The following is a 26,513-nucleotide window of genomic DNA, read 5'->3' on the forward strand; positions in this document are numbered from 1 at the left end:
ATGATATTTCGTATTTCTCTAAAAAAGAATTTTGAGTTCTTGCAAAATAAATAATCATATCTATTGCAATATGCCATTAATCAGTTAAAATTTTATAATGTCCTTAGAAATCAACAGGACCTTTGGCAGAACGTACAATAGAATTGAAAAGTTTGTCATTTATATATCTGCCTTCTTCACGACTTTTTTTAACCTCTTCCACAATTTTACATAACTCGTCTTTAGTTACTTCTATTCCGCATTCTTCTAGCTTAGCTTTAACTGCCCTGCAACCCGAATGTTTTCCTAAAACAATTCTCCTATGATGACCTATTAATTCAGGTAGGAACGGCTCATAAGTTAAAGGTTCGTCAATTACTGCATCAACATGAATCCCCGATTCATGACGGAAAACGTTTTTACCGACAATTGGTTTGTTTTTAGGGACAGGCATTTTGGTGTGTTTTTCAACTATATTCGAGAGTTCATAAAGAACTTTAGGATTGAATCCCAAATCTACACCATACATTATCCAAAGAGTCATAACCAATTCTTCTAAAGAAGCATTTCCAGCTCGTTCCCCTATCCCATTTACAGTAGTGGAAACTGCGTCCCCGCCTGCTAATAAGCCAGCAATAGAATTAGATAGCGCCATTCCAAAATCATTGTGACAATGCATAGCAATTCCAGTTTTTAGATGAGACCTTAATTCTCTTACCAAAAAATCCATACCTTGTGGGTTAATTGCCCCTACAGTATCAGCTATATGGACTCTGTCCACACCGTAATCTTCAGCTTTTTTATAAATTCGTTTTAAAAAATCAAGGTCTGTCCGGGTAGCATCTTCTGCTGAAAAAGCAACAAATATCCCATGATCTTTTGCATATTCAATAGATTTCATACATACATTAAGGGCCTGTTCACGAGTTAGTTTCAATTTATGTTCTAAATGCAAATCAGAAGTAGCCATAAATGTAATTATCCCATCTACATCACAATCCAACGCCACATCAATATCTTCTTTTTTTGTACGTGAAAGAACAAGAATTTTAGCGTCAAGATCTTCCTTGACAATATTCTGTACAGACAATTTTTCTTGGTCAGAAACAACTGGAAATCCAGCTTCTATCTGATGAATTCCTAATTCATCCAGCTTTTTTGCTATTTCTAACTTTTCTGGAGTTCCTAAACATACCCCCGGTGTCTGTTCTCCATCTCTAAGCGTAGTATCATATATTGTGATATTTTTCGGAAATTTAAGCTTTACTTCCTTATTGAAAGGGCTGACAAAGTAGTTCAAGTAATCCCCACCTTTGATTAACATTTAGATATGCGAAATTTTTCTACTTTTATTTTAGATACATTATCAATGAAAATTGATTTTGTTAGTCTATGGGTTTATTGCTAAATTATTTAATAAAATTATCTATTTGCAAGTTTGTAGTTTATGATTATAAAAACATTACACGACAACTAACTTCCGGTGGTAAAATTTCCAAGAATTTTTTGAGTTAGTAATGGTTTTAAAAGGTTAATATGACATTAAAATAAATTTGCAGGATTTTATTAAATTTAATATTTAATAGAGAAATAAATTAAACAGGATGTAAATGATATTTAATTCCCGAAAATCATATTCCAAGCAATTCTAAATAAGACCTCCTTTCGAATCCACGGGTTATGCCTAGACGATTATAAAGTTTAAAAATATCCTCCAATGTTTTATCAAAATCCTGTCCTTCAATTAAATCTTTTTCTATTTCCATATAAGTTCCCACATTGAATACAGTATCCAGAGTAATTATGAACTCATCCAATTCATAGATTTCCCTATCTTTTATAACTGTTTCCACCGGTTTAAAGCTTAAACTTTCAAAAATCTGGCGAGTTATATCCGCATTTTCAACTTCCACCTCATATTCTTTGCGTGTTTTGCTTGATTCATCAATTTTTGCCCCTTTATAGGTTATGAAAATTTTAACTTCCTCGCCAGCAGGGATTTTTCGTATTCTTAATGCTTCATCAGTTTTTGCAAAGTCCCTATGGGGCGCATTGAAATACGTATCTTCCTGGTGTTCTGAACCAATATTTAAAGCCCCTATTTCATCCAAATTTTTCTTTACTTCCTCAAAACCATTTACTTTTGCTTTTACTTCTACTTCTATCAAAAAAATCACCAGAATATGTTAGTATACGTCATTTAATGATTTAAGAATGAAAATTTCCCTATTTTTTAGGTTTCTCTGCCCCATATCCACAAGTTTATTTAATTATTAATTCATTCCCCTTGATTATGAATATATTCATTTAAAAAAGCTATAGAAGACTCAATTTCATCCAAATAATAATCAATTAATCGTTCCAGGCCCTCATACGGACTTATAACATCATCTCTTTCAGCCAATAAGATTTTTTTCCCCTTTCTAATTTCAGTATCATCCCATTTTTTATCAAAAATGCCCTTGGCCTTTGATGGATCTTTTAGAGAATCTAATTTAGCCAGATACTCTCTTCGAATTTTCCTAATATCCATACGTATATTATATTTTATTTGTTGAAGCATTCGCATATCTCTTTTCAGCCTTACTAACAGTGACATAGCCTCAGATAAAGAAGACGGATCAATTGCTAATCCATCAATATTCATGTCATTTATCTGCTGATAGTACATTTTAGGATTTATTGACATTCAAATCTTCCGTATGTTTTGAAAGAATATTAATATTATATTAAAACATCCCAATACTCTTATATTAGAAATTGGTCATCAACTTTAATATAATTATTGTATTCATAAGATTTAAAAGATTATTACAAAAAATCAGTAGTTTAGCTTAATATTAATAATCAAATATTAGATAAATCCTCAAAGTTGAGAAAACCAAACTTATAATAAGTATTGTTTATTTAATAAAAAATTATATAAAATAAAAATGTATATATTTAAATATAATATCTGAGAAAGATTAAATTATACTATCATAAAAGTATTAACACATTCTCTACTTTTTAAGTACAACATGTATTATATATAAATAACATTTATACATCTTATAAATAAAATTCTTTTAATACTGGGAGGTATATTAATTGACCGACGTGGATATTAAAATTGAAAATATTGTAGCTTCGGCAACTCTCGGGAAAGATATTGATCTTCCTACTGTTGCTAAAGCACTCGAAGGTGTTGATTTTAATCGCGAACAGTTCCCGGGTTTGGTTTTCAAACTGAAAGAACCTAAAACAGCGGCTTTGATATTTGGTTCAGGAAAATTAGTATGTACAGGAGCTAAGTCCATAGATGATTCCAAACTGGCAATCAAAATAACAGTTGATCTAATGAGAACAATGGATCCTGATATTCCTGAGGAATTTGAGATTAAAATACAAAATATAGTGGCTTCTGCAAATTTACAGAAGACATTAAACCTGGAAGCAGTTGCTCTAGGATTAGAAAATACAGAATACGAGCCCGAACAGTTCCCTGGACTAGTTTACCGTTTAGGCGACCCTAAGGTGGTTCTTTTACTCTTTGGGTCTGGTAAAGTTGTTTGTACCGGAGCCAAAACTTTTGAAGACGCCAGACTTGGTGTCGCAAAGACTCGCGACAGGCTCGGCGAGTTGGATTTGATTTAATTGGTGATATTTTGATTAAGCTTGTAGTTTTTGACCTTGATAACGTTATTATAGACGGCGAAGCCATAGACGAAATAGGAAAGTTAGTGGACGTCCAAGAACAGATAATAGAGATTACCGAAAAAGCCATGCAAGGCGACGTGGACTTTGAAACTTCTATCAAAGAAAGAGTGAAACTTCTTAAAGGTGCTTCAGTTGATAAAATTAAAGCCCTTGCAGAGGAAATGCCTCTTATGGAAGGAGCAGAAGAAACCATTAAACAATTGAAAGACAAAGGATACAAAGTTGCTACTATAAGCGGCAGTTTTGATATAATTTCTGATCCTATTAAAGAGAAATTAAAATTAGATTATTCCTTTTCCAATACATTGTTAGAAGAAGATGGCATTCTTACTGGTGAAGTCGAAGGACCTTTAGTTGCAGGATCTAAATATGATGTTCTCTGCCAATTATTGGAAACCGAAAACATTGCCTTGGAAGAATGTGTGGCCGTAGGAGATGGTGCCAACGACATATCCATGATTGAGGCTGTTGAATTAGGAGTAGCATTTAATGCCAAACCTGCTCTTAAAGAAATAGCTGATAAGGTAATCGAAAGTAGAAATCTTATTGATATACTCCCCTTAGTTGAAAATTTAGCTCAAGGTGAAAAAGATCAGAAAGTCTCCGTTCTAATCGAAGGTAATTTCGATAATGCCCTGGATAAAAAGAATGCCTATGAGAAAAAACTTTCTGAAATTTCTGAAGAAAGAGAACAATTTAATCAGAAGGCTAAAAAAGAAAGGGAAGTACGGGACGAACTCAACCAAAGCTTGAAAGAGAACTTGAACATAGCCATTGATTTTAGAGATAAACGAAATAAAATCAATGAAGAAGTTGAAAAGAATAAAAAACTGCGTGACAAGGCAAACGAAGAGCTTAAAAAAGTTGAATGGTCTTCAGGTAGAAGAGATCGGATTAAAATCGAAAATGAAATAAAGAAGATCGATAAAATTATTGAAACAAGAGTTCTTGACATTAAAAAGGAGAATAAACTTGTAAAAGACGCTAATGATCTTCGTAAAAAACTTATGGAAATCCAAGAGGACGAACAAGTTCAGGAAGAAGCTTTAGAACTTAAAAAGACCTCTGAATCTTATCACGCCAAAGTAGTCGAATTATCTGAACAAGCTCAGGAATTCCACGAAAAGATGTTGGAATATTTCAGAAAAACCGATGAAATACGGACAAAAGCTGATGAAGCCCATAAAAAGTTCTTAGAACATAAAAAACAAGCCTCAGAAAAACACGAAGACTTTAAAACTGTTTTAGGTGAAATCCACAAGGTCAATAAAGAATTAGGTGGAATGAGGTCTAAGCGGAAGGATATGGAAAATCGGGCTACACGGAAGAAGAATAAGGAAGAAAAAGAAAGGGCTGAAGAAATATACCGTAAGTTCAAAGAAGGTAAAAAGCTCTCTACCGATGAAATCCTATTGCTACAAAAACATGACGTTGTATAAGAGGTTTTCTTTTCCTCTTTTTACAATTAACTTTTTATATTAACCTATATTCTAAATTTTTACTTATATTTTAAATTTTTCAAGAATCCCGGATGGGTATACAAATGGAAAATAAAGATTTAAATAATAAAAAAAAGCAGCCAGAAAAAATTGAAACTTGTTATATCTGCAATAAAAAGTTTGATATTAATGCAGATGATTTAAGTCATTATCATTATGACAAGTTCCCTATGTGTGATTACTGCAGTGATTTTTACAGATTTTATCGATAAGCCGTATTTTGTTATTACTTGAATCAATCTTCTTTTAATTAATATTTATATCATTTTTTAATTTATTGAAAATATTAAAAATAGGCATAATACTTAAACCTATTAATATTCATAAAGAAAAGAACCTATTATTAATAGATTATTTGAATAACATTTTTAAAATACTAAATATGGAACATAATGAGTGATATTATGCATGAGGTCATAATCTGCGAGAAACCCAAGTCCTCTGAAAAAATAGCACAAGCTCTCTCACCCTATGCTGAGAAAAAAAAATATAAAAAAGTAGCATATTGGGAATTTGAAGAAAATGGCAATAAAACAACTGTTTTATCTGCCGTGGGTCATTTATACTCTTTAGTGCCTATAAATCCAAAAGAAGAACAATTTTTTGATTTGTCATGGGTTCCACTCTATGACGTTGATAAAAAGAAAGCTTATGTGAAGGATTATGTTAATGCCATAAAAAAATTTTCAAAAGGTGCAGACAAATTTATACATGCTTGTGATTATGATATAGAAGGTACATTAATTGGTTATAATGCTTTAAAGTATGGTTGTGGTGATGAAGCAGTAAATAAAGCATCAAGAATGAAGTTTTCAACTTTGACTAAAGAAGATGTTTTGAATGCTTATGATAACCCTATTGATCTTGATTTCCAGCAAGTAGATAGTGGTATTGCCCGACATGTCCTTGATTTTATTTTTGGAGTTAATATTTCCAAAGCATTAATGAAGTCTGTGAGAGAATCCACAAAAAGATTTATAAAATTATCTGCAGGAAGGGTGCAAACTCCAACACTTTCTATATTGGTTGATCGGGAAAAAGAGATTCGTAAATTTGTTCCAGTCCCATATTGGATGATTAAAGCTCTTTTAGATGGAGATATCCTGGCAGATAATAAAAAAGGTAAGATTTTTGATGCCAAAGAAGCTGAGGCAATTCTGACCAGCTGTGAAGGAGAAAATGCTTTTGTAGAAAATGTTGTGATTCGTCAAAATACAAAATTACCCCCAGTTCCCTTTGATCTTGGAAGTTTACAATCGGAAGCTTATGGTGTGTTTGGATTCAGTCCTAAAAAGACCCAATTAATTGCACAAAGTCTTTATACCGAAGGTTACACATCATATCCCCGTACGTCATCTCAAAAATTACCAAAGAGTATTGGGTTTGAAAAAATATTCAAACAACTATCTCAAGAATCATCCTTTAAAAAACAAATCACAAAGCTCCCCCAACCTCTTAAACCCCATGAAGGTAAAAAAACAGACGAAGCTCACCCTGCTATCCACCCCACAGGAGTTATACCTAAAAAATTAAGTACTGATGACCGCAAAATATACGAACTTATTGTATATAGATTTATTAGTGTTTTTGGTGAAAATGCAACTTTAGAAACTATGAAAACAGATTTAAAGATTGGTGAAGAAGATTTTGTTTTCCGGAGAAAAAGAGTTGCCCATATGGGTTGGTTAGAACATTATCCGTTCCGTAAAATAGAAAATGAAGAGTTTCCTAATATTAAACAGGGCGATGCTATTAATGTGGAAAAAATTATTTCTGAAGAAAAAGAAACAAAGCCCCCTGCCAGATATAATGAAGCTTCCCTTATTCGAGAACTTGAGAAAAGAGGTTTAGGTACTAAATCCACCAGAGCAGATATCATCGCTATTCTTTATAACAGGAAATATATTGAAGGTAAACAGATTACAGTCAATCAGCTGGGAGAACATATTATTGATACTCTTAGAGAATATTGTAAACAAATTACCAGCGAAGAACTGACCCGCCAATTTGAAAATGAACTCCAAAACATTATGGACAGCACATCAACCAAAGATCTGGTTATAGATGAAGCTAAAAAAGAAGTTACCTCTATTTTAGAAGATATTGAAAAGAATAAACTCAAAATAGGCCAGCAAATTTACGAAGCTTATCAAGAAAGCCGTATTGTAGGGGAGTGCAAATGTGGTGGGAATTTGGTATTAAAATATTCTCCTCGAAATAAAAGCACATTTGTTGGATGTTCGCAATATCCTGATTGTAAAGCAACATATTCCCTGCCACGAGGGGCCAGCGTACTCAAGACAAAATGTGAAAAATGCAGTCTTCCTTTAATTTCCTATGGAAAACCTCGCCAAAGAGCATGTTTAGATCCTAAATGTGGAAAAGAAGGAAAACAATCACCCCCGGAAATAGTCGGTAAATGTCCGGAGTGTGGAAAAGAATTGGTAAAACGTTCAGGCAGATATGGTGAATTCATAGGTTGTAGTGGTTTTCCAAAGTGTAGATTTACACAGTCCCTAGAGGAATTCTCCCAAGCTAAAGGGTGAATTTATTTTTTTTAATTTTATATTATTTTTTTATGCCCGATATTAATCAAATCTTCAAATCTTCTTCTTCAAAAATAAATAATTGATCAATACTTGATTCTAAAGCTAAAGAAATAAGATAAGCTAGTTTAAGTGAAGGATTATATTTTCCCTTCTCCAAATAGATTATTGTTTCTCTTCTAACTCCTACCATGCCTGCCAGTTTTGCTTGAGTGAAGTCTTTTTTAGCTCGATATTCTTTTATTCGAGTTATCATTGTACATCACCTTTCCATCTTAGGAAAGTGTTTATAATCATCATGGAAGTCACCATTATAAAAATGGTCACTCCAAATATTTCAGTGGTAGTTCGTTCCATATTAATAAAATGGCTAGAATACACAAAAAAACAAGTGAAAACTAGACTTACATACCAGGAATATGTAGCAGATAATGTTCCTATCTTTTTTAGTCTTTCATCCAATGGTTCACTCATACCAATATATGAGAAAAAATTACTCATTATAGCCATTACTCCTATTAAAACCATTACAGCGATTGTAAGATCAATATATTTGTATATTATCATTAAAAGACTGCAAATAATTAAAATTATCGCCCCTATCCACATACTTCCAGTATAAGAATCAAATTGTTCTTTCCACATTTTCATCACATGTTAGAATTATATAACTTATAGTTATCTATTTGCAACATAATGTTATTTAAATTTAACTAATAACTTGAACTTAATTAATTCTCCCTTTAGAAAAAAAGCAATATTCAACAGTAATACCATCGAAAGATTAAAGAGTAATAGAAAAGTAGAAATAGTCATGATTTTGAAATAATTATGAATTATAAAAAAATATAAATCGAAGTAAAAAAGTAAATTTCAAGATTCAGTCTTATTAAATGAGCCAGCAAGAGGAGATTCAATGAACTCTAAAGAGATTTTATCAAAGCTAAAACCTTTAATAATAATCATTTTGCTGTTTTCAGTTGTATTTTTCCTTAGAGCGGAAGCATACAATATATCTGGTGTTCCTAACGATACTCAATCTTTTTATAAAGACGCATCAGGATTACCATATTTCAGCGAAATGGATTCATATTATAACTATCGATTAACTCTAAACTATATTGAAAACGGTATGATGGGCGATACAAAAATAAATGGAAGTGATTGGGATCTTCATTCATATTTCCCTCCAGGAAGAGCCGTTGATTACCCCCCACTAATTGTTTACATCACCACATTCTTTTATTACATAGCCAACTTAGTAGGGGAAGTGCCCCTCATGGTAGTTGCTTATTGGACAGGGGCAATTATAGGATCTCTTTGTGTGATTCCTGCTTACCTATTCGTTCGTAAGATTACCAATGATTATGGGGGTGTGGCAGCAGGTATTTTAGTTGCGACAGCCCCTACTTACTTTGCACATACATATGCCGGTTTCTTTGATACCGATATGTTCAATATCCTATTACCATTACTGGTAATCTGGTTCTTTGTGGAAAGTATACAGGCCAATAACACGAAAACACAGGTGTTTTTTGCAGTTTTATCAGCGCTTTCACTGCTAATTTTCTCAATGGCATGGGTTGGATATATATTCTACTTAGTGATGTTGATCCTTTTTGTAGTAGTATATATCCTTATAGCACAATATGTTTTAAAATTAGATGTAATAAAATCACCAAAAACATATCCTAACCTAATGCAATGGTTTATAAATCAAAAAGAAGTATTTTCATTGAGCGTAATCCTTATTTTAGGGTTTATATTCATTGGAATATTTAATGGATTTTCAAGTATAGGTAGTTCCATAACCGGTTTGTTTGGGGCCACACAAATCCAAGAACTTGTCCAAACCACTGCTTATCCAAACGTTTACATATCTGTATCTGAATTACAAATACCCACACTCATAAGTACAACCAATGGGATATCCAGCGTTATGTTGCCCGGGCAAACATCCGTTGTTGGTGGAGTAGGAGGATTAATTGCATTTTTAGCAGGTATAGCCGGAATAGGAATTTTAATCTGGAAAATGAATATCCTATCAACAAATAAATCTAAAAAAATAGGTAAAAAACTTCCCAAATCAGAAAGAAGGAAAAAAGAAAAAACAAAGGTTAAAGGAGCTGAATCTAAAGCTAACTCAATTAAAAACGAATCTTCTATATTGGGCAAAGCTCAGGCATTCCAACTTAAAAGGGATCATCTCTTATATGTAGTGCTATTTTCAGTATGGCTTTTACTTACTGGTTACGCAGTTACAAAAGGTTTCAGATTTGTATCCACATTTTCAGTGCCAATAAGTTTATCCGCAGGAATATTCGTTGGATTTGCAGTAGTTTATGTCAGAGAAAACTTAAAAACAGGATCTACATTAGCTCTACTGGCATTTATCACAGCAGCGCTGACTATATATCCTTTTGGTATTTCAACCATTATAACATTAGGTATTGGGATATTAGCTGCTTTGCTAGTAATTCTAGTTAAAAAACCAAAAGTACAGTCTTATGCTGTAATGATTCTTGTTTTATTAGCTGTTATTTCCCCATCCCTAGCTGCAGCAAACTCGCTGGCCAACAGTGTAGTTCCGGGGACAGACGATGCAATGTATAATTCCATGCAGTGGGTTAAAGCCAACAGTACAAATGAAACCGTTGTAATTTCATGGTGGGACTTTGGACATTTCTTTACTGCTACTGCAGATCGCCCAGTTACATTTGATGGAGGTTCTCAGAATACCCCAAGGGCTTACTGGGTGGGAAAAGCCATGTTAACTAATAATGAAAGTTTATCTGCAGGAATATTTAGAATGCTAGCATCTAGTGGAGATAAAGCTTATCTAACCTTAGATAACTACACTACTAATTCTGGAAGATCTGCAGAAATATTGAATGAAACATTGGGACTTTCTAAAGACACCGCGAAAAGTGTTATGACCAGCAGGTATAATTTGACCAACCAGCAAGCAGATACCGTACTTAATTACACTCACCCTGACAATCCTCGACCTTATGTATTTGTAGCCAGCTCTGACTTATTAGGAAAAGCAGGTTGGTGGAGTTACTTCGGAAACTGGGACTTTGAAAAAGGTAATAGTAGTGGATACAATTACTATCCTGCTGTAGCTTCTTCCAAGCCACAAACTATTAACAACACTAACATAAGCCAGACCGTGAACACCATGGTAGGAGATCAGATAGTGGGAGTGATAGTAAATGAAACAACTAATGGAACCAATGCCACCATAGTAGTAGGGGAAGTGAATGGAACCTCTTATCAATCTATAGCACCCCACAAAGTTTTCATTGTAAATGGAAATCAAATTGTTAAAAACGAGATTGTAGACAGCAACAGTACATTAAGTTTGATAGCCATTGGTGAAAAAGGTCAATACACAACTATACTCATGGACAAAGAACTGGAAGATTCAATGTTTACCAAACTATTTTTAATGGGCGGATTCAATCAAACCACATTCCAACCAGCCCACCAAGAACAGGGCATTCTTTTATGGACCCCCATAAGTAACACTACATCTTCCACTGGTACTTCCCCACAAGGTTAGATTAAAGTCTAACCTTATTTTTTTAGGGGTTTAAACAAAAAAAATATTAATTATTAATTTTTATTTTTAAAATAAGAAGTACTGCTTTTTGGATAAAATAAAAATATACTTAATTTAATTGAAAAAGAACTGTTTTTAAATTTAATTAAAAATAAGGCAAAATTATTGAAGTGAATCTTCCACTCCAACTATAATTAAAATAAATTAAAATAATTCAATATCTCTTAGACATTTTTGCTTTGAAAATATCAGTAGCACTAACCATCCCAATTATTTCGTCATTTTTTTCAACCAGAAGGCGCCAAACAACATGATTAACCATTTGATGTGCTGCTTCTTTAAGGCTAGCCGAAGGATCTATGGTTACTAAATCTCGCTCCATGACTTCCCATGCTTTAACTTCACTCAAATCATCACCTTCCGCTATGGCCTCCAAAACATCCCATGTAGTGACAATTCCTACATTCACACCTTCTTTGGCCACGACAAAGCTCCCCTTTCCTTGTTCGACAGAATTTTTAAGAACCTCTTCCAGGTTCTCATTCTCATCTATAATATCCATGTCGGTTATCATTACATTTTCAACCTTCATAAGATCGCCCTAAAATATTATGAAGTTAATGTAATATAAAAATTCACATTTTATGTGATATGGGAAAAGGTTAATAATGAGCATATCTAAACAAATTATGTCTATAAAATAACATAAAGCTGTTTTTTCAAGTTTTTATTATTTCACGTGAGTTCTATGGATATCGATGAAAAAATCAAAAAAATTGAAGATGAAATTCAAAAAACGCCGTACAACAAGGCTACTTCTCACCACATTGGTAAACTCAAGGCAAAAATTTCCAAATTAAAAGAAGAGTCCATACAACGAAAAAGTTCTTCCTCTAAAGGAAAAGGATTCCACGTGAAAAAAACGGGAGATTCTACTGTAGTTCTCGTGGGGTTTCCTTCAGTTGGGAAATCGACGCTTCTTAATGAAATTACCAATGCCGAGTCCAAAGTAGGAGCGTACCAATTTACCACATTAGATATTGTTCCAGGAGTAATGGAATACAAAGGTGCTAAGATTCAAGTATTTGACATACCTGGGATTATTACTGGTGCTGCCGGGGGGAAAGGAAGAGGAAGAGAAATACTTTCTGTGGCCAGAAGTGCGGACCTTATTGTAATTGTGCTGGACGTTTTCAATCCAAATCATTTAGACATTATTATTAGAGAACTTCGAGATGTAGGTATACGCCCTAATGAAATTAAACCCGATGTAACTATTAAAAGGAAGAAATTAGGAGGTTTACACCTTTCATCTACAGTTAAACTTACACATCTAGATGAAAAAACCATACGTTCCATTATAAATGAATATGGAATGCACAATGCAGACGTACTTTTAAGGGCGGATGTTAGTATGGACCAATTTATTGACGCCATGGAAGCAAACAGATCTTATATTCCCGCAGTGGTTGTTTTAAATAAAATTGATTTGGTTGACCAAGAATATCTAGAAAAAATCCAAGCACAAATCCCAGATGCCATTTTAATATCTGCAAACCAAAAATGGAATATTGAAAATCTGAAAGACGAAATATTCAATCGTTTGGGTTTAATAAGAATATATTTAAAACCTCAGGGCAAAAAAACAGATTATGAAGAACCTTTAATCATTAAAGAAGGTTCAAATGTTAAGGATATTTGTGGAAAGCTTCATCGCGATTTTGTTCGTAAGTTTCGCCATGCCAAAGTATGGGGAAGTTCAGTGAAATTTGAAGGTCAAAAAGTAGGACCTGAACATGTGATGAATGACAAAGACGTCCTGAGAATAATAATAAAGAAATGATTAACTCTTTTAACTTCATAAATTAGAATATAGTAACATCCAATATTAATTAGATAATTTTATTATGTACAGTTAATGGTGTAAACATGCAATTAGACGACATAACCATATCTAGAGCAATAGTAGAAGAGTTTATGAACGATTTTATGGATTATATGGATATAGATGTGGCAATTGGAGGCGGAGGTCCCGCGGGACTTACTGCCGGATATTACCTTGCTAAAGCCGGACTTAAAGTAGCATTATACGAAAGAAAACTTTCCATTGGAGGAGGTATGTGGGGCGGAGGCATGATGTTCAACAAAATAGTTGTTCAAGAAGAAGGTAAACGCATCCTAGATGAATTCGGCATCAAATCTAAAAAATATCAAGAAAATTATTATGTTTCTGACTCTGTTGAAGCCACCTCCACGCTCTGTTCCAAAGCAACCCAAGCAGGTCTTAAAATTTTCAATTTAATGAGTATTGAAGACGTTATGATACGCGGTGAAGATATTAAAGGACTTGTTTTAAATTGGAGTTCTGTTGAAATGGGTGGATTGCATGTAGATCCTTTGACAATCCGGTCAAAAGCAGTTATTGATGCCACAGGGCATGCTTGTGAAGTGGTCAATGTAGTACAAAACAAAATTGGGGCGAAATTAAATACAAGCACTGGTAAGATTATTGGTGAAAAGCCAATGTGGGCAGAAGTAGGAGAACCCGCGATTATGGAAAATACCAAAGAAGTTTACCCTAATCTTTATGTGGCTGGAATGGCCAGTAATGCAGTTTATGGAGCTCCTCGAATGGGTCCTGTATTTGGAGGAATGCTGCTTTCTGGAGAAAAAATAGCCAATATACTAATTGAAAAGTTAAAATAGTAAACATATCTAATTCCATTTCCTTATTACAATATCATTAACTTGCTTGTGGTTTGAATGAAAAAAAGTGACTCAAAAACTGTGATATTTATCACAGGAACCCCTGGTGTGGGAAAAACCACGATAGCATCCTGTCTTAAAGATAAAATATCCTCCGAATTAGTAAAAATAAATGAATTTGCTGATGAAAAAGGGCTTTTTTTAGGAAAAGATAGGGAGAAAGGATACAATATCATAGATTTAGATAAACTATCTGAAGAAACTGAGAAATTAATAAACCAAATACCCAACAATATCATATTAGAAGGTCATTTATCCCATTTCTGTAGCAAACCCGATATTGTGATAGTCCTGAGGCTCCAGCCAGCTATTTTAGAAAGCAGATTAATGGAAAGAGAATATAGCTCTTCTAAAGTAAATGAAAATTTAGAAGCTGAAGCACTAGGAATTTGTGCCTCAGAAGCATACCAGATACATGGAGATATTGTTCAAGAAATAGATACCAGTAACTTAACTGTTGAAGAAGTATTAGATATTACAATTCAAATCATTAAAGGCAAAAAAAGATTTAAAGTAGGCAATGTGGATTTTTTAGACTGGGTAATCAGTTAATAGAGTACCTTCATAAAAAAACATCCATAATCACATGAATCCATTTAATGTGTTGAAAATAGGCATTAATATAATTGGAATTAATTTCAGTTTATTGCATTAAGTTATATAATAGAAAAGCTTTTTAAATAGAGAGATACAAAACACTTATAATATTCTTCTTGTGCCTTAAGTCAGTAATTAACTCATTAAATTATTCTTTAATTTAGTTAAATCTGAACTATTTAGAAGATTTGGATGTCATATTCTATGTTTATCACATATAGTGCCAAATAGGTGAGGTTCAACCTTGAGAAAAGGACGAAGACCAAAATGGATGATTAAAATAGGTAAAGAACGGATTGACATCCTGTTTCATTTAGCGGAACAAGAATTTGTGAAGAATCCTGAAAGATCTCACCGCTATGTCAAACTTGCCCAAAATATTTCCACTAAATATAATATTAAAATGCCAGATAAGTGGAAACATAGGTTCTGCAAGAAATGCAATAAATTCTTGAAACCAGGACGAAATTGTAAAGTGAGAACTTCTAAAGGTGAGGTGCACTTCAAATGTCTGGAATGCGGACAAATGATGAGGTTGCCTTATAACAAGGAGAAAAAAGAAAAAAGGAGAATTAAGATTGAGTCTTACCTTATCCAAAAAAGAGCTAATGAATAGGGCTCTTTCTGCAATTACCATTAATATTGGGAAAGCAGGAATCAATGATAATGTCATAGAAGAAATTACTAGGCAGATTAAAGCCCAAGAAATAGTTAAGCTGAGATTTGCAAAAGGTATTTCTTCTGAGAAAGAAATGTATATTACCCAGATAGTGGAAAAAACCAACTCTAAACTTATTGATTTAAGAGGAAACGTCGCGGTAATATACAAGAAAAAACGTTAATTAGGAGGCCAAATATGAGTACAGTTTATGATGTGCCTGCAGATTTACTTATAAGTCAAGTTGCAAAAGAATTAACCCAAGAAAAGAAAGTGAACTCCCCAGAATGGGCAAACTTTGTTAAAACTGGTGTGCACAAAGAACGCAGACCAGAAAACCCAGAATGGTGGTATGTACGATGTGCTGCTCTTTTACGCCGCGTGTATGTAGATGGTCCTGTAGGTGTAAACAGTCTAAGATCCCATTACGGTGGTAAAAAAGACAGAGGTTCCAGCCCTGAAAAATTTAAAAGAGGTAGTGGAGCCATAATAAGAGGTGCATTACATCAATTAGAATCTGCCGGTCTTATTCAAAAAGCAGACGGTGGGCGAATTATCACCCCTAAGGGCAGATCATTTCTGGATAATGCATCCTTAGTAGTCAAGAAGGAAATTCCTGAATTGGCTAAATACTAAATTAATTAGATTTCTTCCATAAACGCTCGGAGGCCTATAATTGAGCGACATTGAAGAATTAAGACGTAAAAGAATGCAACAATTGCAGCAGCAATCTCAACAACAAACTAATGATGCTGAAAAACAGGAACAAATGCGTCAACAGATGGAAATGCAGAAAAAGCAAGCCATGATGCAAATATTAACTCCTGAAGCTCGCAGTAGATTAGCCAATATTAGATTAACCAAACCCGAATTTGTTGACCAAATAGAATTAGAATTAATTCAACTGGCACAAATGGGCCGTGTTCAATCTAAAATTACAGATGAACAATTAAAACAGCTACTTCAAAAAGTTGCAGGTCAAAAAAGAGAAATCAACATCACATGGAAATAAGTTCTGTAACATTAATTACATGACTTGAATATTCCATTATCACCTATTAAAATCATGAAAGCTGGAGTATTATACAGTGGTGGTAAAGATAGTGCTTTAATGGGAGTCATTCTGAAAAGAATGGGTCTAGAAGTAGAATTTGTTACCATCAACTTTGGAGTATACGAATCATGGAAACCTGCTTTTCAATCGGCTTCAGCTTTAGGTTTCAAACACAAAGTTCTTCGGATAAATAAAAAAATTCTAGAAGAATCCGTCAAGAAAATATTAGAGGATGGATTTCCTAATGACGGCATAAACTATATTCATCACGAAGTTCTTGAGATAATGGCAAAGGAATATTCCATAATAGCCGATGGTACCCGTCGTGACGATAGAATTCCTAAACTTAAAGATAACGAAGTGAGGAGTTTTGAAGACCGTAATCAGGTAGAATATGTGAATCTACAGGGTTTTGGACATAAAACTATTGAAAATCTTTCTTCAAATTTGTTCCATGTTAAAAAAGAAGAGAGCAACCGTGAAAACAACTCGGATTATGAAGTCGAAGTTCGATGTTTGATAGACCAATTAAAAGGTGAAGGAACATCCCGTTCTATATTTCCATCCCATTTCCAAAGTAGAGTAATAGGATGGAAAGAAAATAAATGTGATTAAATCTCTAAATGATTCGTCTAATATCAATTTCATTATTAATTAACCAATGAATGATTTAAATTACAGTTATTGGTGGAGAATAAAATGAGTAGAAATAAACCATTAGCTAAAAAATTAAGACTTGCTAAAGCAAACAAACAAAACAGAAGGGTGCCACTATGGGCTATGATGAAAACTAACCGTAAGGTACGTGCCCACCCTAAAATGAGGCACTGGAGAAGAAGTAATTTAAAGGTATAGGAGGCCTTTCATGGAAAGAGTTTATGTTATACCACTTAGGAAAGCAAAAGACGTGCCAAGGACAATCAGAGCTCCAAAATCAGTACGTATAGTTAAAGAATTCTTACAAAAACATATGAAATCAGAAGAAATAAAACTGGATGCTTCAGTTAATGAAAAACTTTGGGAAAGAGGAATTCAAAAGATTCCTTCTAAAATAAAAGTTAAAGCCGTTAAAGAAGAAGACGGTAGCGTTGCTGTAACTTTAGCAGAATAAATAAAGTTACTTATATAAAATGGTGAAACATGATACGGAGAATCAACCTCAGTGGAAACCCCAACTTGGGAGTTTATATTTCTACTACTGACAGTGTGGCCTTGGTTCCTATTAATCTTCCAGACATTATGGAAGAAACTATTAAAGAAGCTTTGGAAGTAGAAGTCTTTAGAACTTCCATCAGCGGCAGTAGTTTAGCTGGTGCTTTATCTGTAGGAAATTCCAATGGATTTTTAGTTTCATTTCATACTATGGATCGGGAAATTGAATCACTGCAAAATGCAGGTATAAATGTAGAAAAGCTCCCGGACAAGTTCACAGCTGCAGGTAATTTAATATTAGTAAATGATAATGGTGCTCTAGCAAGCCCCCTCTTATCAGATAAGTCTCTAGAAAAAATTAACCAAGTACTAGAGGTTGATGTCCAAAAAACTACGCTTGCTGGTTTCAATATTTTAGGATCAATAGCAGCAGCCACTAACAAAGGTGTATTATTACATCCACAAGCCACTCCTTCAGAGATTGATTTAATCGAAAATGCTTTAAAAGTACCTGCAGATGTAGGAACTGTTAATAGAGGAGTTGGATTAGTTGGTGCTTGTTCTATTGCTAATTCCAACGGAGTATTAGTTGGAGAAAACACCACAGGACCCGAAATGGCGCGAGTTGAAGAAGCATTTGGTTTTCTTGAGGGATACTTATGAAAACAAAGATATTTAGGATTCAAGGAAAATTCTTAATGGGTGAAGAATTAAAACCATTTACCAAAGAATTAAAGGCAATTGAAGAAAGCGAAATATATGAAAAAATATTTTCAGAATTTGGAAGTAAACACAATATTAGTAGAGATCAAGTGAAAATTGAGACCATTGAAGAAATCTCAGCTGAAGAAGCACAAGATCCAATAATAAAAGCCATATCCCAGAGGTAATTTTATGGAAGATCAGCAAAGGTTAGAGGAAATGGTCAATGAACTGAATCTTTACCAGAATCAAGCTGATTTAATTCAGCAGCAAATAGAAACAGTTAGAGCATCTATTAATGAACTTGAAATATTAGAAGGTACATTAGAAAGTGTTAAGGATGGAAAAGATTTAGAAACACTAGTGCCCGTTGGTGCTGGTTCTTTCCTCACTGCAGAACTTAAAAATACGGATGAAATTATTATGAGTGTTGGTGCCGGTGTAGCTATAAAGAAAACACTAGGCGAAGCACAGGAAACAATTTCCACCCAAAAAGAAGAACTGCAGAAAACCATGGATCAAATGGCTGGAAACTTGCAGAAAATTACTGATATTATTGTTAAATTATCTCCTCAAGCCGAGGAACTCCTACAAAAAGTAAGGGGAAGTGAACAATAATTGTTTGATTCTCTTAAAAAGAAATTCAACACTACCATAGGAAAGATTACAGATAAGGTTTCCGAAGAAGCAGAAACGGAAGCCCAAAAATCTGCATTATCTTCTTCTAAAGATCCTATTATTGAAGAAGAAATAAATTCTGAGAAAGATAAACTTTCTTCTGTAGATAATAGTTCTAAAATGGAAACTCCGAATGATAAAACAGGAAAAGAATCTAAAGGAAATAAATCAGACAAACCCGGTATTTTTTCATTCATTCGTGAAAAAACCATTTCGGATAAAGATATAGAAGATATTCTATGGGAACTTGAGATGTCTCTTTTAGAGAGTGACGTGGCTCTAGAAGTCTCAGAAAATATTATTAATTCAGTTAAAGAAGACCTCATTGGTAAAAAGATTAAGCGTAGTAGTGATGTGGCAGATTATACACGCCACGCTCTGAAAAAAGCTGTTTCTAATATTTTAAATGTCGAATCAAAAAATATAGATGAATTAATAATCGAAAAAAAAGCCAATGATGAACCTTTAATAATTATGTTTGTAGGTATCAATGGTACAGGTAAAACTACCACCATTGCTAAAGTTTCCACTCATTTTATTAAAAAAGGATATACCCCAGTTATTGCAGCCGCAGATACATTCCGTGCTGGAGCTATTGAGCAAATTACTCATCATGCGGAAAATATTGGTGTTAAAATTATAAAACACCAAAAAGGTGCAGACCCTGCTGCAGTAGCATTTGATGCAGTTTCACATGCAAAAGCAAAAGCAAAAGAACTTGTTTTGGTGGACACCGCAGGTAGGATGCAGACCAATATTAATCTTATGGATGAAATGGCTAAAATAAAAAGAGTATCAAAACCAGACTTAATCATTTTTGTAGGTGATTCTTTAACGGGTAATGATGCAGTTGAACAAGCCATAAAATTCAATGATTCGGTAGGTTTAGATGGTATAATCCTTACTAAAGCAGATGCTGATGCCAAAGGGGGTGCAGCATTATCTATAGGTTATGTTATAAATAAACCAATATTATTTTTAGGTGTTGGTCAATCTTATGACGATTTAATTGAATTTAAGCCCGATTGGATGATTGAACAACTTATTTAAAATTGCAATCATTCCCTTTTTATGTGAATTACTCTTTTTAAATAAAAAATTTTATTAAAAGAATTTTGATGAAATTATTCCTTCATTTTATTCCACCATAAACCCCATGATTATAATACTTCCACACCACTTCCACATTTTTAAAGCCAACTTCTTTTAACCATTCGATATGTTCCCCCATTTTTGCAGGTTTATCTTCTTTGTGATGTAGAGGGATCCATTTGTTATTGATCTCTTCCATAGAAATATTGAGATTCATAAATTGTTTCCATTTGTCAAGATACAGATTTTGCAGATATTCAGTAGGTCCTAAAACCGTGTCGGCGTTATAAAAAACACCACCCTGAATCAAAGCAGAATAGATTTTTTTGTAAAATTTCTTTTTGTCTTCATTTGTTTCTAAATGATGCAAAGCCAAGGAAGATATTACAACATCATAATCTTCATCCATTACGAGCTTTCTAAAATCAGATAACACATAAGATATTTCTGAAAAATCGGATAGTTTATTTTGAGCCATTTTAATCATATTCTCTGCCATATCCACACAAGTTATCCTGGAATTAGGATACCTCGTTTTAAGTTTTTTGGATATATTTCCAGTTCCACACCCAAGATCTAGTATTTTAATGGGCTTTTTCTCATCAAATGGTATGGCTGATGTCAATGCATCTGTCATTTCAACATATGCCGGGATGATTTTCAAAATAAATCCATCATATTTCGCAGCTTCACTATCAAAGTGTTTTTTAACATCTTCCATTGAGTGCTTATTATTGGTTCCCAATTTTATCCATCCTGATTATACTTATAAAATAAAATCTACAACTAAATAATTAATATTCTTATTTTTGCAAATATCAATCATGAACTAAACAGGGTTTTATATCAAAAAAGATATTAATAAAATTTTACAAATAAAAACTAACAAAATTTAAAAAGAGTATTTTTATGTCGCTCAATATTCTTATTGTTGAAGACGAAGCAATTACTGCTCTTGATATAAAGAAAAAACTAGAATATTGGGGATACAAAGTACCTAAAATTGCCCACACCGGTGTGGATGCTATAAAATATGCAGAAAACACCAATCCAGATATTATTCTCATGGACATTATTTTAAAAGGGAAAATGGATGGAATAGAAACTGCAAAAGCAATAAAAAGAAATTTTGATATTCCTGTGATATATTTAACTGCTCATTCTGAAGATAAAATCATGACCCGGGCCAAACATACGCACCCTTATGGTTATTTGATAAAACCCATTGATGAAAAAGAACTCCATTTTGCACTAGATTCAGCTATTTTCAAGCATAAAACAGAAAAAAAGCTAGAAAAGAGTAATAGAGCTCTTAGAATGATTAGTGAGTGTAATCAAGCCATAGTTCGTATTAAAAATACTGATATTCTTTTAAATAAAATATGCCGTATTATTGTTGAAGAAGGAGATTACAAGTTAGCATGGATAGGCATGGCTCAAGACGATGAAACCAAATCTATTAAGCCCGCTGCACAATATGGCTTTGATGATGGTTATCTAGAACAGCTGAATTTTAGTTGGGGTGAAAATAAATATGGAAATGGTCCTGCAGGAAGATCAATACGCAATGCTGAAATTTCAATCTTCAAAGATTTAAGTCATAACCCTGATTTCGAGCCCTGGCGAAAACTTGCTTTAAAAAGAGGATACAATTCGATTGTGGCTTTACCCCTATTTATTGAAGATAAAATAATTGGTTCACTGAATATTTACTCCCCTGAAGAAGATGCATTTGATGATGAAGAATTAAATCTTCTTAATGAACTATCTGAAGATATATCCTTTTTTTTAGAATCTCAAAAATTGAGAGATAAACATGACCATGCAGTGCATAACTTAAAAAACAGCAAAATTAGATTAAAAAATATGATAAACACTGCTCCTTTCGGAGCTCATGTTTTTAAATTAAATAATAATGATAAATTGATTTTAAAGGGATACAACTCATCTGCAGATAAAATACTAGGCATTGATCATGAAAAATTTATCGGAAAATCAGTTGAAGAAGCATTTCCTGAATTAATAAGTAGTGAACTACCCAAAATATATCGCAAAACCGCCCTAAAATGGGAAGATAGTGTCGAAGACAAAATAGAATATTATTCACCCAATATTAAAAGCATATTTGATATCCGGTTAGTGAATACTGGAAAAAGAGAAGTCACTGTATTTTTTATAGATATTACGCAAGTTAAAAAAGCTCAAATTGCTTTAGAAAAAAGTGAAGAGAAATTTAGATTACTTGCAGAAAATTCACAGGACATCATTTATCGTATGTCACTACCCGAAGGTGAATATGAATATATATCCCCTTCATCAACAGATATCTTTGGATATTCTCCACAAGAATTTTATAAAAATCCCCTTATTCTTAATAAAATTATTCATCCAGAATGGCGCCAATACTTCCAAATACAATGGAATAACTTGCTTAAAGGAAAAGTGCCTGCTTTTTACGAATTTGAGATAATAGATAAACAGGGAAATGTTAAATGGATTCACCAAAGAAATACGCTTATTAAAGATTTAAAAGGTCAAGCAAAATATATTCAGGGCATAGTTAGTGATTTAACTGAAAAAAAGAAAATGGAAGATAAATTAAAAGAAAGCGAAAGGCGTTATCGAAACATTTTTGAGAATTCCGATGAAGGAATATACCAAAGCACCCCTGAAGGAAAATATATCAGTTTAAATCCTGCATTTGCCCATATGGCAGGTTATAAAAATCCTCAAGAAATGATTGAAACTGTGAAAAACATTGCTGAACTTTATGTGGATCCCCAACAAAGAGAAGAAATCAAAAAAACTCTAAAAGAAAAAGGAGTTCTAAGAGATTATATTGCACAGATCTATCAAAAAAATGGGGAAAAAATTTGGGTTTCTATTTATGCTAAGGCCATAAAAGACGAAGACAACATATTATATTATGAAGGAACTACTCAAGATATTACTGAAAAAAAGAAAATGGAAGATGCCTTAAAAGAAAGCGAAGAAAAATATAGGAATATTGTTGAAGCCGCTAATGAAGGAATATGGGCTATGAATAAAAATTTCATTACAACCTTTGTTAACCGCCAGATGGCTGAAATACTGGGATATGAAATCGAAGAAATTCTTGGAAAAAATATTACATTTTTTATGTTAGAAGAAGAATTAAACAAGCATAACCAGCGAATGAAAAACCGGATAAGAGGATTACCGGACAAATATATATGTAAATTTCGGCGAAAAAATGGTGATGAACTATGGGCAATAGTATCTGCCACTCCTTTAAAAAACAAGAATGGAGAATTTGACGGATCATTTGCAATGTTAACTGACATCACTCCTCAAAAGGAATATGAAGAAAAAATCAAAACTGCTCTTAAAGAAAAAGAACTTTTACTCAGTGAAATACATCACCGTGTGAAAAATAATATGCAAATAATCTCTAGCTTATTAAATCTCCAAAATTCTTATTTAAACGATGAAAGAGATCTTGAGTTATTTATTGAAAGTCAAAACCGTGTTAAGTCAATGGCACTAATACATGAAAAACTTTATCGTTCGAAAGACCTTGTTGAAATTGATTTTGGAGAATATATCCGAGATTTAGTTTATTATCTTTTCTACACTTATATTGACGATCCCGAAAGAATAAAACTCGATTTTGATACAGATATTTTGAATTTAAACCTTGAAACATCCATTCCATGCGGAATTATAATTAATGAATTGGTTACTAATTCACTAAAACATGCTTTTCCAGGAAAAATGAAGGGAATTATAACCACCACTCTTAAAAAAGAGAATAACGAATTTATTCTGAGTATAAAAGATAATGGTATTGGTTTTCCAGACAATATTGATTTCAAAAATATGGATTCACTAGGGCTGCGGCTGGTAATTAATCTTGTTGATCAAATTGACGGAACGATCAGTATGGCCTGCAACTGTGGAACAGAATTCCGAATTAAATTTAAAGAATTGATTTATGAAAAAAGAGTATAGTCTATAAAAAAAGTAATTAAATTTGAATATTGCCTTAGATTAGATTCAGTTTAATCACCATGGAGATCACTGAGTAATTTACCCCCCACCCCAACATCTTCTAATGGTACTTCTCGAATAATTATAGTTATTGTATTTTCAGGAAGACCCATAATTTCACTGGAAATTTTTGTTATTGATTCGACAAGGTTTCTTTTTTGATCTCTAGATAGTTCATTGCTATCTATATGAATTATTGGCATTTTTTTCACTCCATATTTTTGATTTAAATAATTAATATAGGTCTATTTTTTACAATGATGTATTAAAAAATTTACTTTAAACATAATGAACAAATATAAAAACTGGTGTTATTATGAGTGTGGTAGCGGTTTTAATAGATGATTTATTTGAAGATGTAGAATACTCAAAGCCTACAGCAGCATTTGAAAACGAAGGACATGAACTGATCCATGTAGGAATTATAAAGGGCAATATAGTTCGAGGGAAAAAAGGCGCATGTGAAATCCTTATTGATACATCTGTCACTCAGGCTAAAGTAGATGACTTTGATGCATTATTAATACCTGGAGGTTATTCCCCAGATAGGCTAAGATCAAATGAATATGCTGTTCAATTTGTTAAAAATTTTGTAGAAAGTGAAAAGCCAATGTTCCTCATTTGTCATGCCCCTCAAATTTTAATAACAGCTAATGTACTTAAAGGTCGTAAAATAACAGGATATAAATCCATTAAACAAGATATAATAAACTCCGGGGCAGAATACATCGACAGAGAAGTTGTAGAAGATGGTAACTTAATATCAAGCAGATACCCTGGAGACATACCTGAATTTATTGCAGCATGTTTGAAAAAACTTTAATGACCAAATTAATAAATCATCAACACCAAAATAATCACGAAAATAACTAAATATGAGTTATGATTCATTTTATTAATAATTAAATCATTTATTATAATGAATATCTTGGAGGCAGTTTATGCTAGGCGAAAAAGAACTTTTAAAATTATTTCCAGATTTTGAAGGATTAGTGGAACCTTCTGGAATTGATCTTCCACTGGACGAAATATTCATTCAAACAGGACCCGGATCTCTGATTGATAATGAAAAAAATTTACCTTCACTGGAGAAACTAAAACCACCCATATACAAACTAAAACCAAAAACAGCTTATTTAGCAACTATCGATAGGAAAATTAAAATACCTAAAGGTTATTCCATGCTTTATCTGCCCAGGTCAACCCTCCTGAGGTCTTTTGTATCTGTGCACACTGCCGTGGGCGATCCTGGATTTTATGGAACTCTGCAATTTATGTTGTATAACTATGGTGAGTACGAATATGTTATAAAAAAAGGCGAAAGAATTGCTCAAGGAGTAGTTTTTGATGTAGCGGGTTCTGGAGAGTATAATGGTAGTTATCAGGAATCAGAATAAATTATTTTTTTAAATAAAGAGTATTTTCTTAAAAAAAGGGAAGTAGGTGAGTTGAATTAATGAAATAATCAAATCGCATTATCCAAATCATTTACCGATTCAGGATTTGCCAAAGTGCTTATATCACCCACATCTTCATTTTTTACTTTGGATTTTATCACCCTACGCATAATTTTGCCGGACCTGGTTTTAGGTAGATCTTTAACAAATCCTATATATGATGGACTTGCTATAGGCCCTATCTCTTCCCTAACATGTTCTCTTAAAATGTGTTTAAGATTAGGGGATGAATCACTATCTGTTTTTAAAATCACGAACGCTGCAATTTCTTCACCTTTTAAAACGTCGGGTTTTCCTACAACTCCAGCTTCAACAACTTTAGGATGACTTACCAGAGCAGATTCTACTTCAGCTGTGCTTATTCTGTGTCCGGCCACATTTAATACATCGTCTTCCCTTCCCTGTATCCAGAAATAACCTTCCTTGTCAACTCGAGCAACATCCCCGCTGAGGTAAAGGTTAGGAAATTCACTCCAGTAAGATTCCACGTAACGATCTGGTTCCCTAAATAGGGTTCTAAACATAGCAGGCCATGGTGTTTTAATAATCAGATGCCCACCGCTTTCTGATAAATTATTACCATCATCATCTTTTATTTCAGCCACAATAGTGGGGAATGGTTTAAATGCGGACCCTGGTTTTAAGGAGGATATGGGTAACGGAGTTATGATATGCATTCCAGTTTCAGTTTGCCACCAAGTATCCATGATGGGGCATTTTCTATTCCCAATATGGTGATAATACCATATCCATGCTTCCGGATTTATAGGCTCCCCAACAGACCCCAAAATCCTCAAAGTACTTAAATCATGTTTTTGAGGCCATTTTTCGCCATATTTCATGAACATCCTAATCGTAGTAGGGGCCGTGTAAAAAACGCTTACCCCGTACTCTTCAATCATTTTCCAGAATCTTCCCGGATCCGGAAAATCAGGTGTTCCTTCATACATTACAGAAGTAGCCCCCATCAATAAGGGAGCATAAACAATATAACTGTGTCCCGTGATCCATCCGATATCTGCAGCACACCACCATATATC

At 33.4% G+C, this 26,513-nt stretch carries 31 protein-coding genes; 22 read left to right on the forward strand and 9 right to left on the reverse strand.

Annotation, left to right across the window (positions count from 1 at the left end):
- Positions 1-103: 103 nt before the first annotated feature.
- From MXE27_RS10750 to MXE27_RS10760, 3 genes are all read right to left on the reverse strand, one after another.
- Entirely contained in the window at positions 104-1,279 is a 1,176-nt protein-coding gene (locus MXE27_RS10750; protein WP_248612443.1) for a homocitrate synthase family protein, read from the reverse strand.
- A gap of 331 nt (positions 1,280-1,610) precedes the next feature.
- The gene (gene cyaB, locus MXE27_RS10755; protein WP_248612444.1) at positions 1,611-2,147 is read right to left on the reverse strand and encodes a class IV adenylate cyclase; all 537 of its coding nucleotides are present in this window, start codon (positions 2,145-2,147) and stop codon (positions 1,611-1,613) included.
- A gap of 110 nt (positions 2,148-2,257) precedes the next feature.
- Positions 2,258-2,668 (reverse strand): hypothetical protein, encoded by a 411-nt coding sequence (locus MXE27_RS10760; RefSeq protein WP_248612445.1) that lies wholly within the window; start codon positions 2,666-2,668, stop codon positions 2,258-2,260.
- Positions 2,669-3,069: 401 nt separating this feature from the next.
- On the opposite strand from MXE27_RS10760, the gene MXE27_RS10765 reads away from it, so the two are divergent.
- From MXE27_RS10765 to topA, 4 genes are all read left to right on the forward strand, one after another.
- Positions 3,070-3,615 carry a TATA-box-binding protein gene (locus MXE27_RS10765; RefSeq protein WP_248612446.1) on the forward strand — a complete coding sequence of 182 codons (546 nt, stop codon included), beginning with the start codon at positions 3,070-3,072 and terminating at the stop codon, positions 3,613-3,615.
- Positions 3,616-3,626: 11 nt separating this feature from the next.
- Positions 3,627-5,117 (forward strand): phosphoserine phosphatase SerB, encoded by a 1,491-nt coding sequence (gene serB / locus MXE27_RS10770; protein ID WP_248612447.1) that lies wholly within the window; start codon positions 3,627-3,629, stop codon positions 5,115-5,117.
- A 104-nt stretch (positions 5,118-5,221) separates the two neighbouring features.
- On the forward strand, positions 5,222-5,389 hold the full coding sequence (locus tag MXE27_RS10775) for a hypothetical protein (RefSeq protein WP_248612448.1): 168 nt from the start codon (positions 5,222-5,224) through the stop codon (positions 5,387-5,389).
- Positions 5,390-5,581: 192 nt separating this feature from the next.
- Positions 5,582-7,723, forward strand: coding sequence for a DNA topoisomerase I (gene topA / locus MXE27_RS10780; RefSeq protein WP_248612449.1), 2,142 nt, complete (start codon positions 5,582-5,584; stop codon positions 7,721-7,723).
- A 46-nt stretch (positions 7,724-7,769) separates the two neighbouring features.
- Here the strand turns inward: topA and MXE27_RS10785 are convergent, their stop codons facing one another.
- Positions 7,770-7,979 (reverse strand): helix-turn-helix transcriptional regulator, encoded by a 210-nt coding sequence (locus MXE27_RS10785; protein ID WP_248612450.1) that lies wholly within the window; start codon positions 7,977-7,979, stop codon positions 7,770-7,772.
- Positions 7,976-8,368 (reverse strand): hypothetical protein, encoded by a 393-nt coding sequence (locus MXE27_RS10790; RefSeq protein WP_248612451.1) that lies wholly within the window; start codon positions 8,366-8,368, stop codon positions 7,976-7,978. The genes MXE27_RS10785 and MXE27_RS10790 overlap by 4 nt, the downstream gene beginning before the upstream one ends.
- A 271-nt stretch (positions 8,369-8,639) precedes the next feature.
- Between MXE27_RS10790 and MXE27_RS10795 the strand changes: the two genes are divergently transcribed.
- Positions 8,640-11,288: an STT3 domain-containing protein gene (locus MXE27_RS10795; protein ID WP_248612452.1), complete on the forward strand. Its 2,649-nt coding sequence runs from the start codon at positions 8,640-8,642 to the stop codon at positions 11,286-11,288.
- Between the two features lie 214 nt (positions 11,289-11,502).
- Here MXE27_RS10795 and MXE27_RS10800 read toward each other — a convergent pair whose 3' ends face one another.
- Positions 11,503-11,880 (reverse strand): CBS domain-containing protein, encoded by a 378-nt coding sequence (locus MXE27_RS10800; RefSeq protein WP_248612453.1) that lies wholly within the window; start codon positions 11,878-11,880, stop codon positions 11,503-11,505.
- A 156-nt stretch (positions 11,881-12,036) separates the two neighbouring features.
- On the opposite strand from MXE27_RS10800, the gene MXE27_RS10805 reads away from it, so the two are divergent.
- From MXE27_RS10805 to ftsY, 14 genes are all read left to right on the forward strand, one after another.
- Complete coding sequence (locus MXE27_RS10805) at positions 12,037-13,131, forward strand: OBG GTPase family GTP-binding protein (protein WP_248612454.1); 1,095 nt, start codon at positions 12,037-12,039, stop codon at positions 13,129-13,131.
- Positions 13,132-13,217: 86 nt separating this feature from the next.
- Positions 13,218-13,994 (forward strand): sulfide-dependent adenosine diphosphate thiazole synthase, encoded by a 777-nt coding sequence (locus MXE27_RS10810; RefSeq protein ID WP_248612455.1) that lies wholly within the window; start codon positions 13,218-13,220, stop codon positions 13,992-13,994.
- Positions 13,995-14,051: 57 nt separating this feature from the next.
- Positions 14,052-14,606 (forward strand): adenylate kinase family protein, encoded by a 555-nt coding sequence (locus tag MXE27_RS10815; protein WP_248612456.1) that lies wholly within the window; start codon positions 14,052-14,054, stop codon positions 14,604-14,606.
- Positions 14,607-14,895: 289 nt separating this feature from the next.
- Positions 14,896-15,267 carry a ribonuclease P protein component 4 gene (locus tag MXE27_RS10820; protein ID WP_248612457.1) on the forward strand — a complete coding sequence of 124 codons (372 nt, stop codon included), beginning with the start codon at positions 14,896-14,898 and terminating at the stop codon, positions 15,265-15,267.
- Complete coding sequence (locus tag MXE27_RS10825; protein ID WP_248612473.1) at positions 15,260-15,493, forward strand: YhbY family RNA-binding protein; 234 nt, start codon at positions 15,260-15,262, stop codon at positions 15,491-15,493. The genes MXE27_RS10820 and MXE27_RS10825 overlap by 8 nt, the downstream gene beginning before the upstream one ends.
- A 14-nt stretch (positions 15,494-15,507) precedes the next feature.
- Positions 15,508-15,945 carry a 30S ribosomal protein S19e gene (locus MXE27_RS10830; protein WP_248612458.1) on the forward strand — a complete coding sequence of 146 codons (438 nt, stop codon included), beginning with the start codon at positions 15,508-15,510 and terminating at the stop codon, positions 15,943-15,945.
- Between the two features lie 40 nt (positions 15,946-15,985).
- On the forward strand, positions 15,986-16,321 hold the full coding sequence (locus MXE27_RS10835; protein ID WP_248612459.1) for a DNA-binding protein: 336 nt from the start codon (positions 15,986-15,988) through the stop codon (positions 16,319-16,321).
- 54 nt (positions 16,322-16,375) lie between these two features.
- The gene (locus tag MXE27_RS10840; protein WP_248612460.1) at positions 16,376-16,978 is read left to right on the forward strand and encodes a DUF7411 family protein; all 603 of its coding nucleotides are present in this window, start codon (positions 16,376-16,378) and stop codon (positions 16,976-16,978) included.
- Positions 16,979-17,062: 84 nt separating this feature from the next.
- Complete coding sequence (locus tag MXE27_RS10845) at positions 17,063-17,218, forward strand: 50S ribosomal protein L39e (protein ID WP_248612461.1); 156 nt, start codon at positions 17,063-17,065, stop codon at positions 17,216-17,218.
- A gap of 10 nt (positions 17,219-17,228) precedes the next feature.
- Positions 17,229-17,474, forward strand: coding sequence for a 50S ribosomal protein L31e (locus MXE27_RS10850; protein ID WP_248612462.1), 246 nt, complete (start codon positions 17,229-17,231; stop codon positions 17,472-17,474).
- 29 nt (positions 17,475-17,503) lie between these two features.
- A complete protein-coding gene (locus MXE27_RS10855; RefSeq protein ID WP_248612463.1) occupies positions 17,504-18,178 on the forward strand; it encodes a translation initiation factor IF-6 in 675 nt (224 codons plus the stop codon).
- Positions 18,175-18,405: a 50S ribosomal protein L18Ae gene (rpl18a, locus tag MXE27_RS10860; RefSeq protein WP_248612464.1), complete on the forward strand. Its 231-nt coding sequence runs from the start codon at positions 18,175-18,177 to the stop codon at positions 18,403-18,405. Before MXE27_RS10855 ends, rpl18a begins: the two co-directional genes overlap by 4 nt.
- A gap of 4 nt (positions 18,406-18,409) precedes the next feature.
- Positions 18,410-18,835, forward strand: a complete 426-nt coding sequence (pfdA, locus tag MXE27_RS10865; protein ID WP_248612465.1) for a prefoldin subunit alpha — start codon at positions 18,410-18,412, stop codon at positions 18,833-18,835.
- Positions 18,836-19,945, forward strand: a complete 1,110-nt coding sequence (gene ftsY, locus MXE27_RS10870) for a signal recognition particle-docking protein FtsY (RefSeq protein ID WP_248612466.1) — start codon at positions 18,836-18,838, stop codon at positions 19,943-19,945.
- An 82-nt stretch (positions 19,946-20,027) separates the two neighbouring features.
- On the opposite strand, the gene MXE27_RS10875 is transcribed toward ftsY, so the two are convergent.
- The gene (locus MXE27_RS10875) at positions 20,028-20,732 is read right to left on the reverse strand and encodes a class I SAM-dependent methyltransferase (RefSeq protein WP_248612467.1); all 705 of its coding nucleotides are present in this window, start codon (positions 20,730-20,732) and stop codon (positions 20,028-20,030) included.
- A gap of 164 nt (positions 20,733-20,896) precedes the next feature.
- Between MXE27_RS10875 and MXE27_RS10880 the strand changes: the two genes are divergently transcribed.
- Positions 20,897-23,977, forward strand: a complete 3,081-nt coding sequence (locus tag MXE27_RS10880) for a PAS domain S-box protein (protein ID WP_248612468.1) — start codon at positions 20,897-20,899, stop codon at positions 23,975-23,977.
- A 50-nt stretch (positions 23,978-24,027) separates the two neighbouring features.
- Here the strand turns inward: MXE27_RS10880 and dmpI are convergent, their stop codons facing one another.
- Positions 24,028-24,219 carry a 4-oxalocrotonate tautomerase DmpI gene (gene dmpI, locus MXE27_RS10885; protein ID WP_248612469.1) on the reverse strand — a complete coding sequence of 64 codons (192 nt, stop codon included), beginning with the start codon at positions 24,217-24,219 and terminating at the stop codon, positions 24,028-24,030.
- Positions 24,220-24,332: 113 nt separating this feature from the next.
- Here dmpI and MXE27_RS10890 point away from each other — a divergent pair, with 113 nt between their 5' ends.
- Complete coding sequence (locus MXE27_RS10890; RefSeq protein WP_248612470.1) at positions 24,333-24,839, forward strand: type 1 glutamine amidotransferase domain-containing protein; 507 nt, start codon at positions 24,333-24,335, stop codon at positions 24,837-24,839.
- Between the two features lie 118 nt (positions 24,840-24,957).
- Positions 24,958-25,413 carry a dCTP deaminase gene (locus MXE27_RS10895; protein WP_248612471.1) on the forward strand — a complete coding sequence of 152 codons (456 nt, stop codon included), beginning with the start codon at positions 24,958-24,960 and terminating at the stop codon, positions 25,411-25,413.
- 68 nt (positions 25,414-25,481) lie between these two features.
- Here the strand turns inward: MXE27_RS10895 and MXE27_RS10900 are convergent.
- The coding region (locus MXE27_RS10900) for an AMP-binding protein (RefSeq protein ID WP_248612472.1) at positions 25,482-26,513 on the reverse strand (1,032 nt) is incomplete at its 5' end.

This window comes from Methanobacterium alcaliphilum (assembly GCF_023227715.1).
In the GTDB taxonomy this organism is placed as follows: Archaea; Methanobacteriota; Methanobacteria; order Methanobacteriales; family Methanobacteriaceae; genus Methanobacterium_E; species Methanobacterium_E alcaliphilum.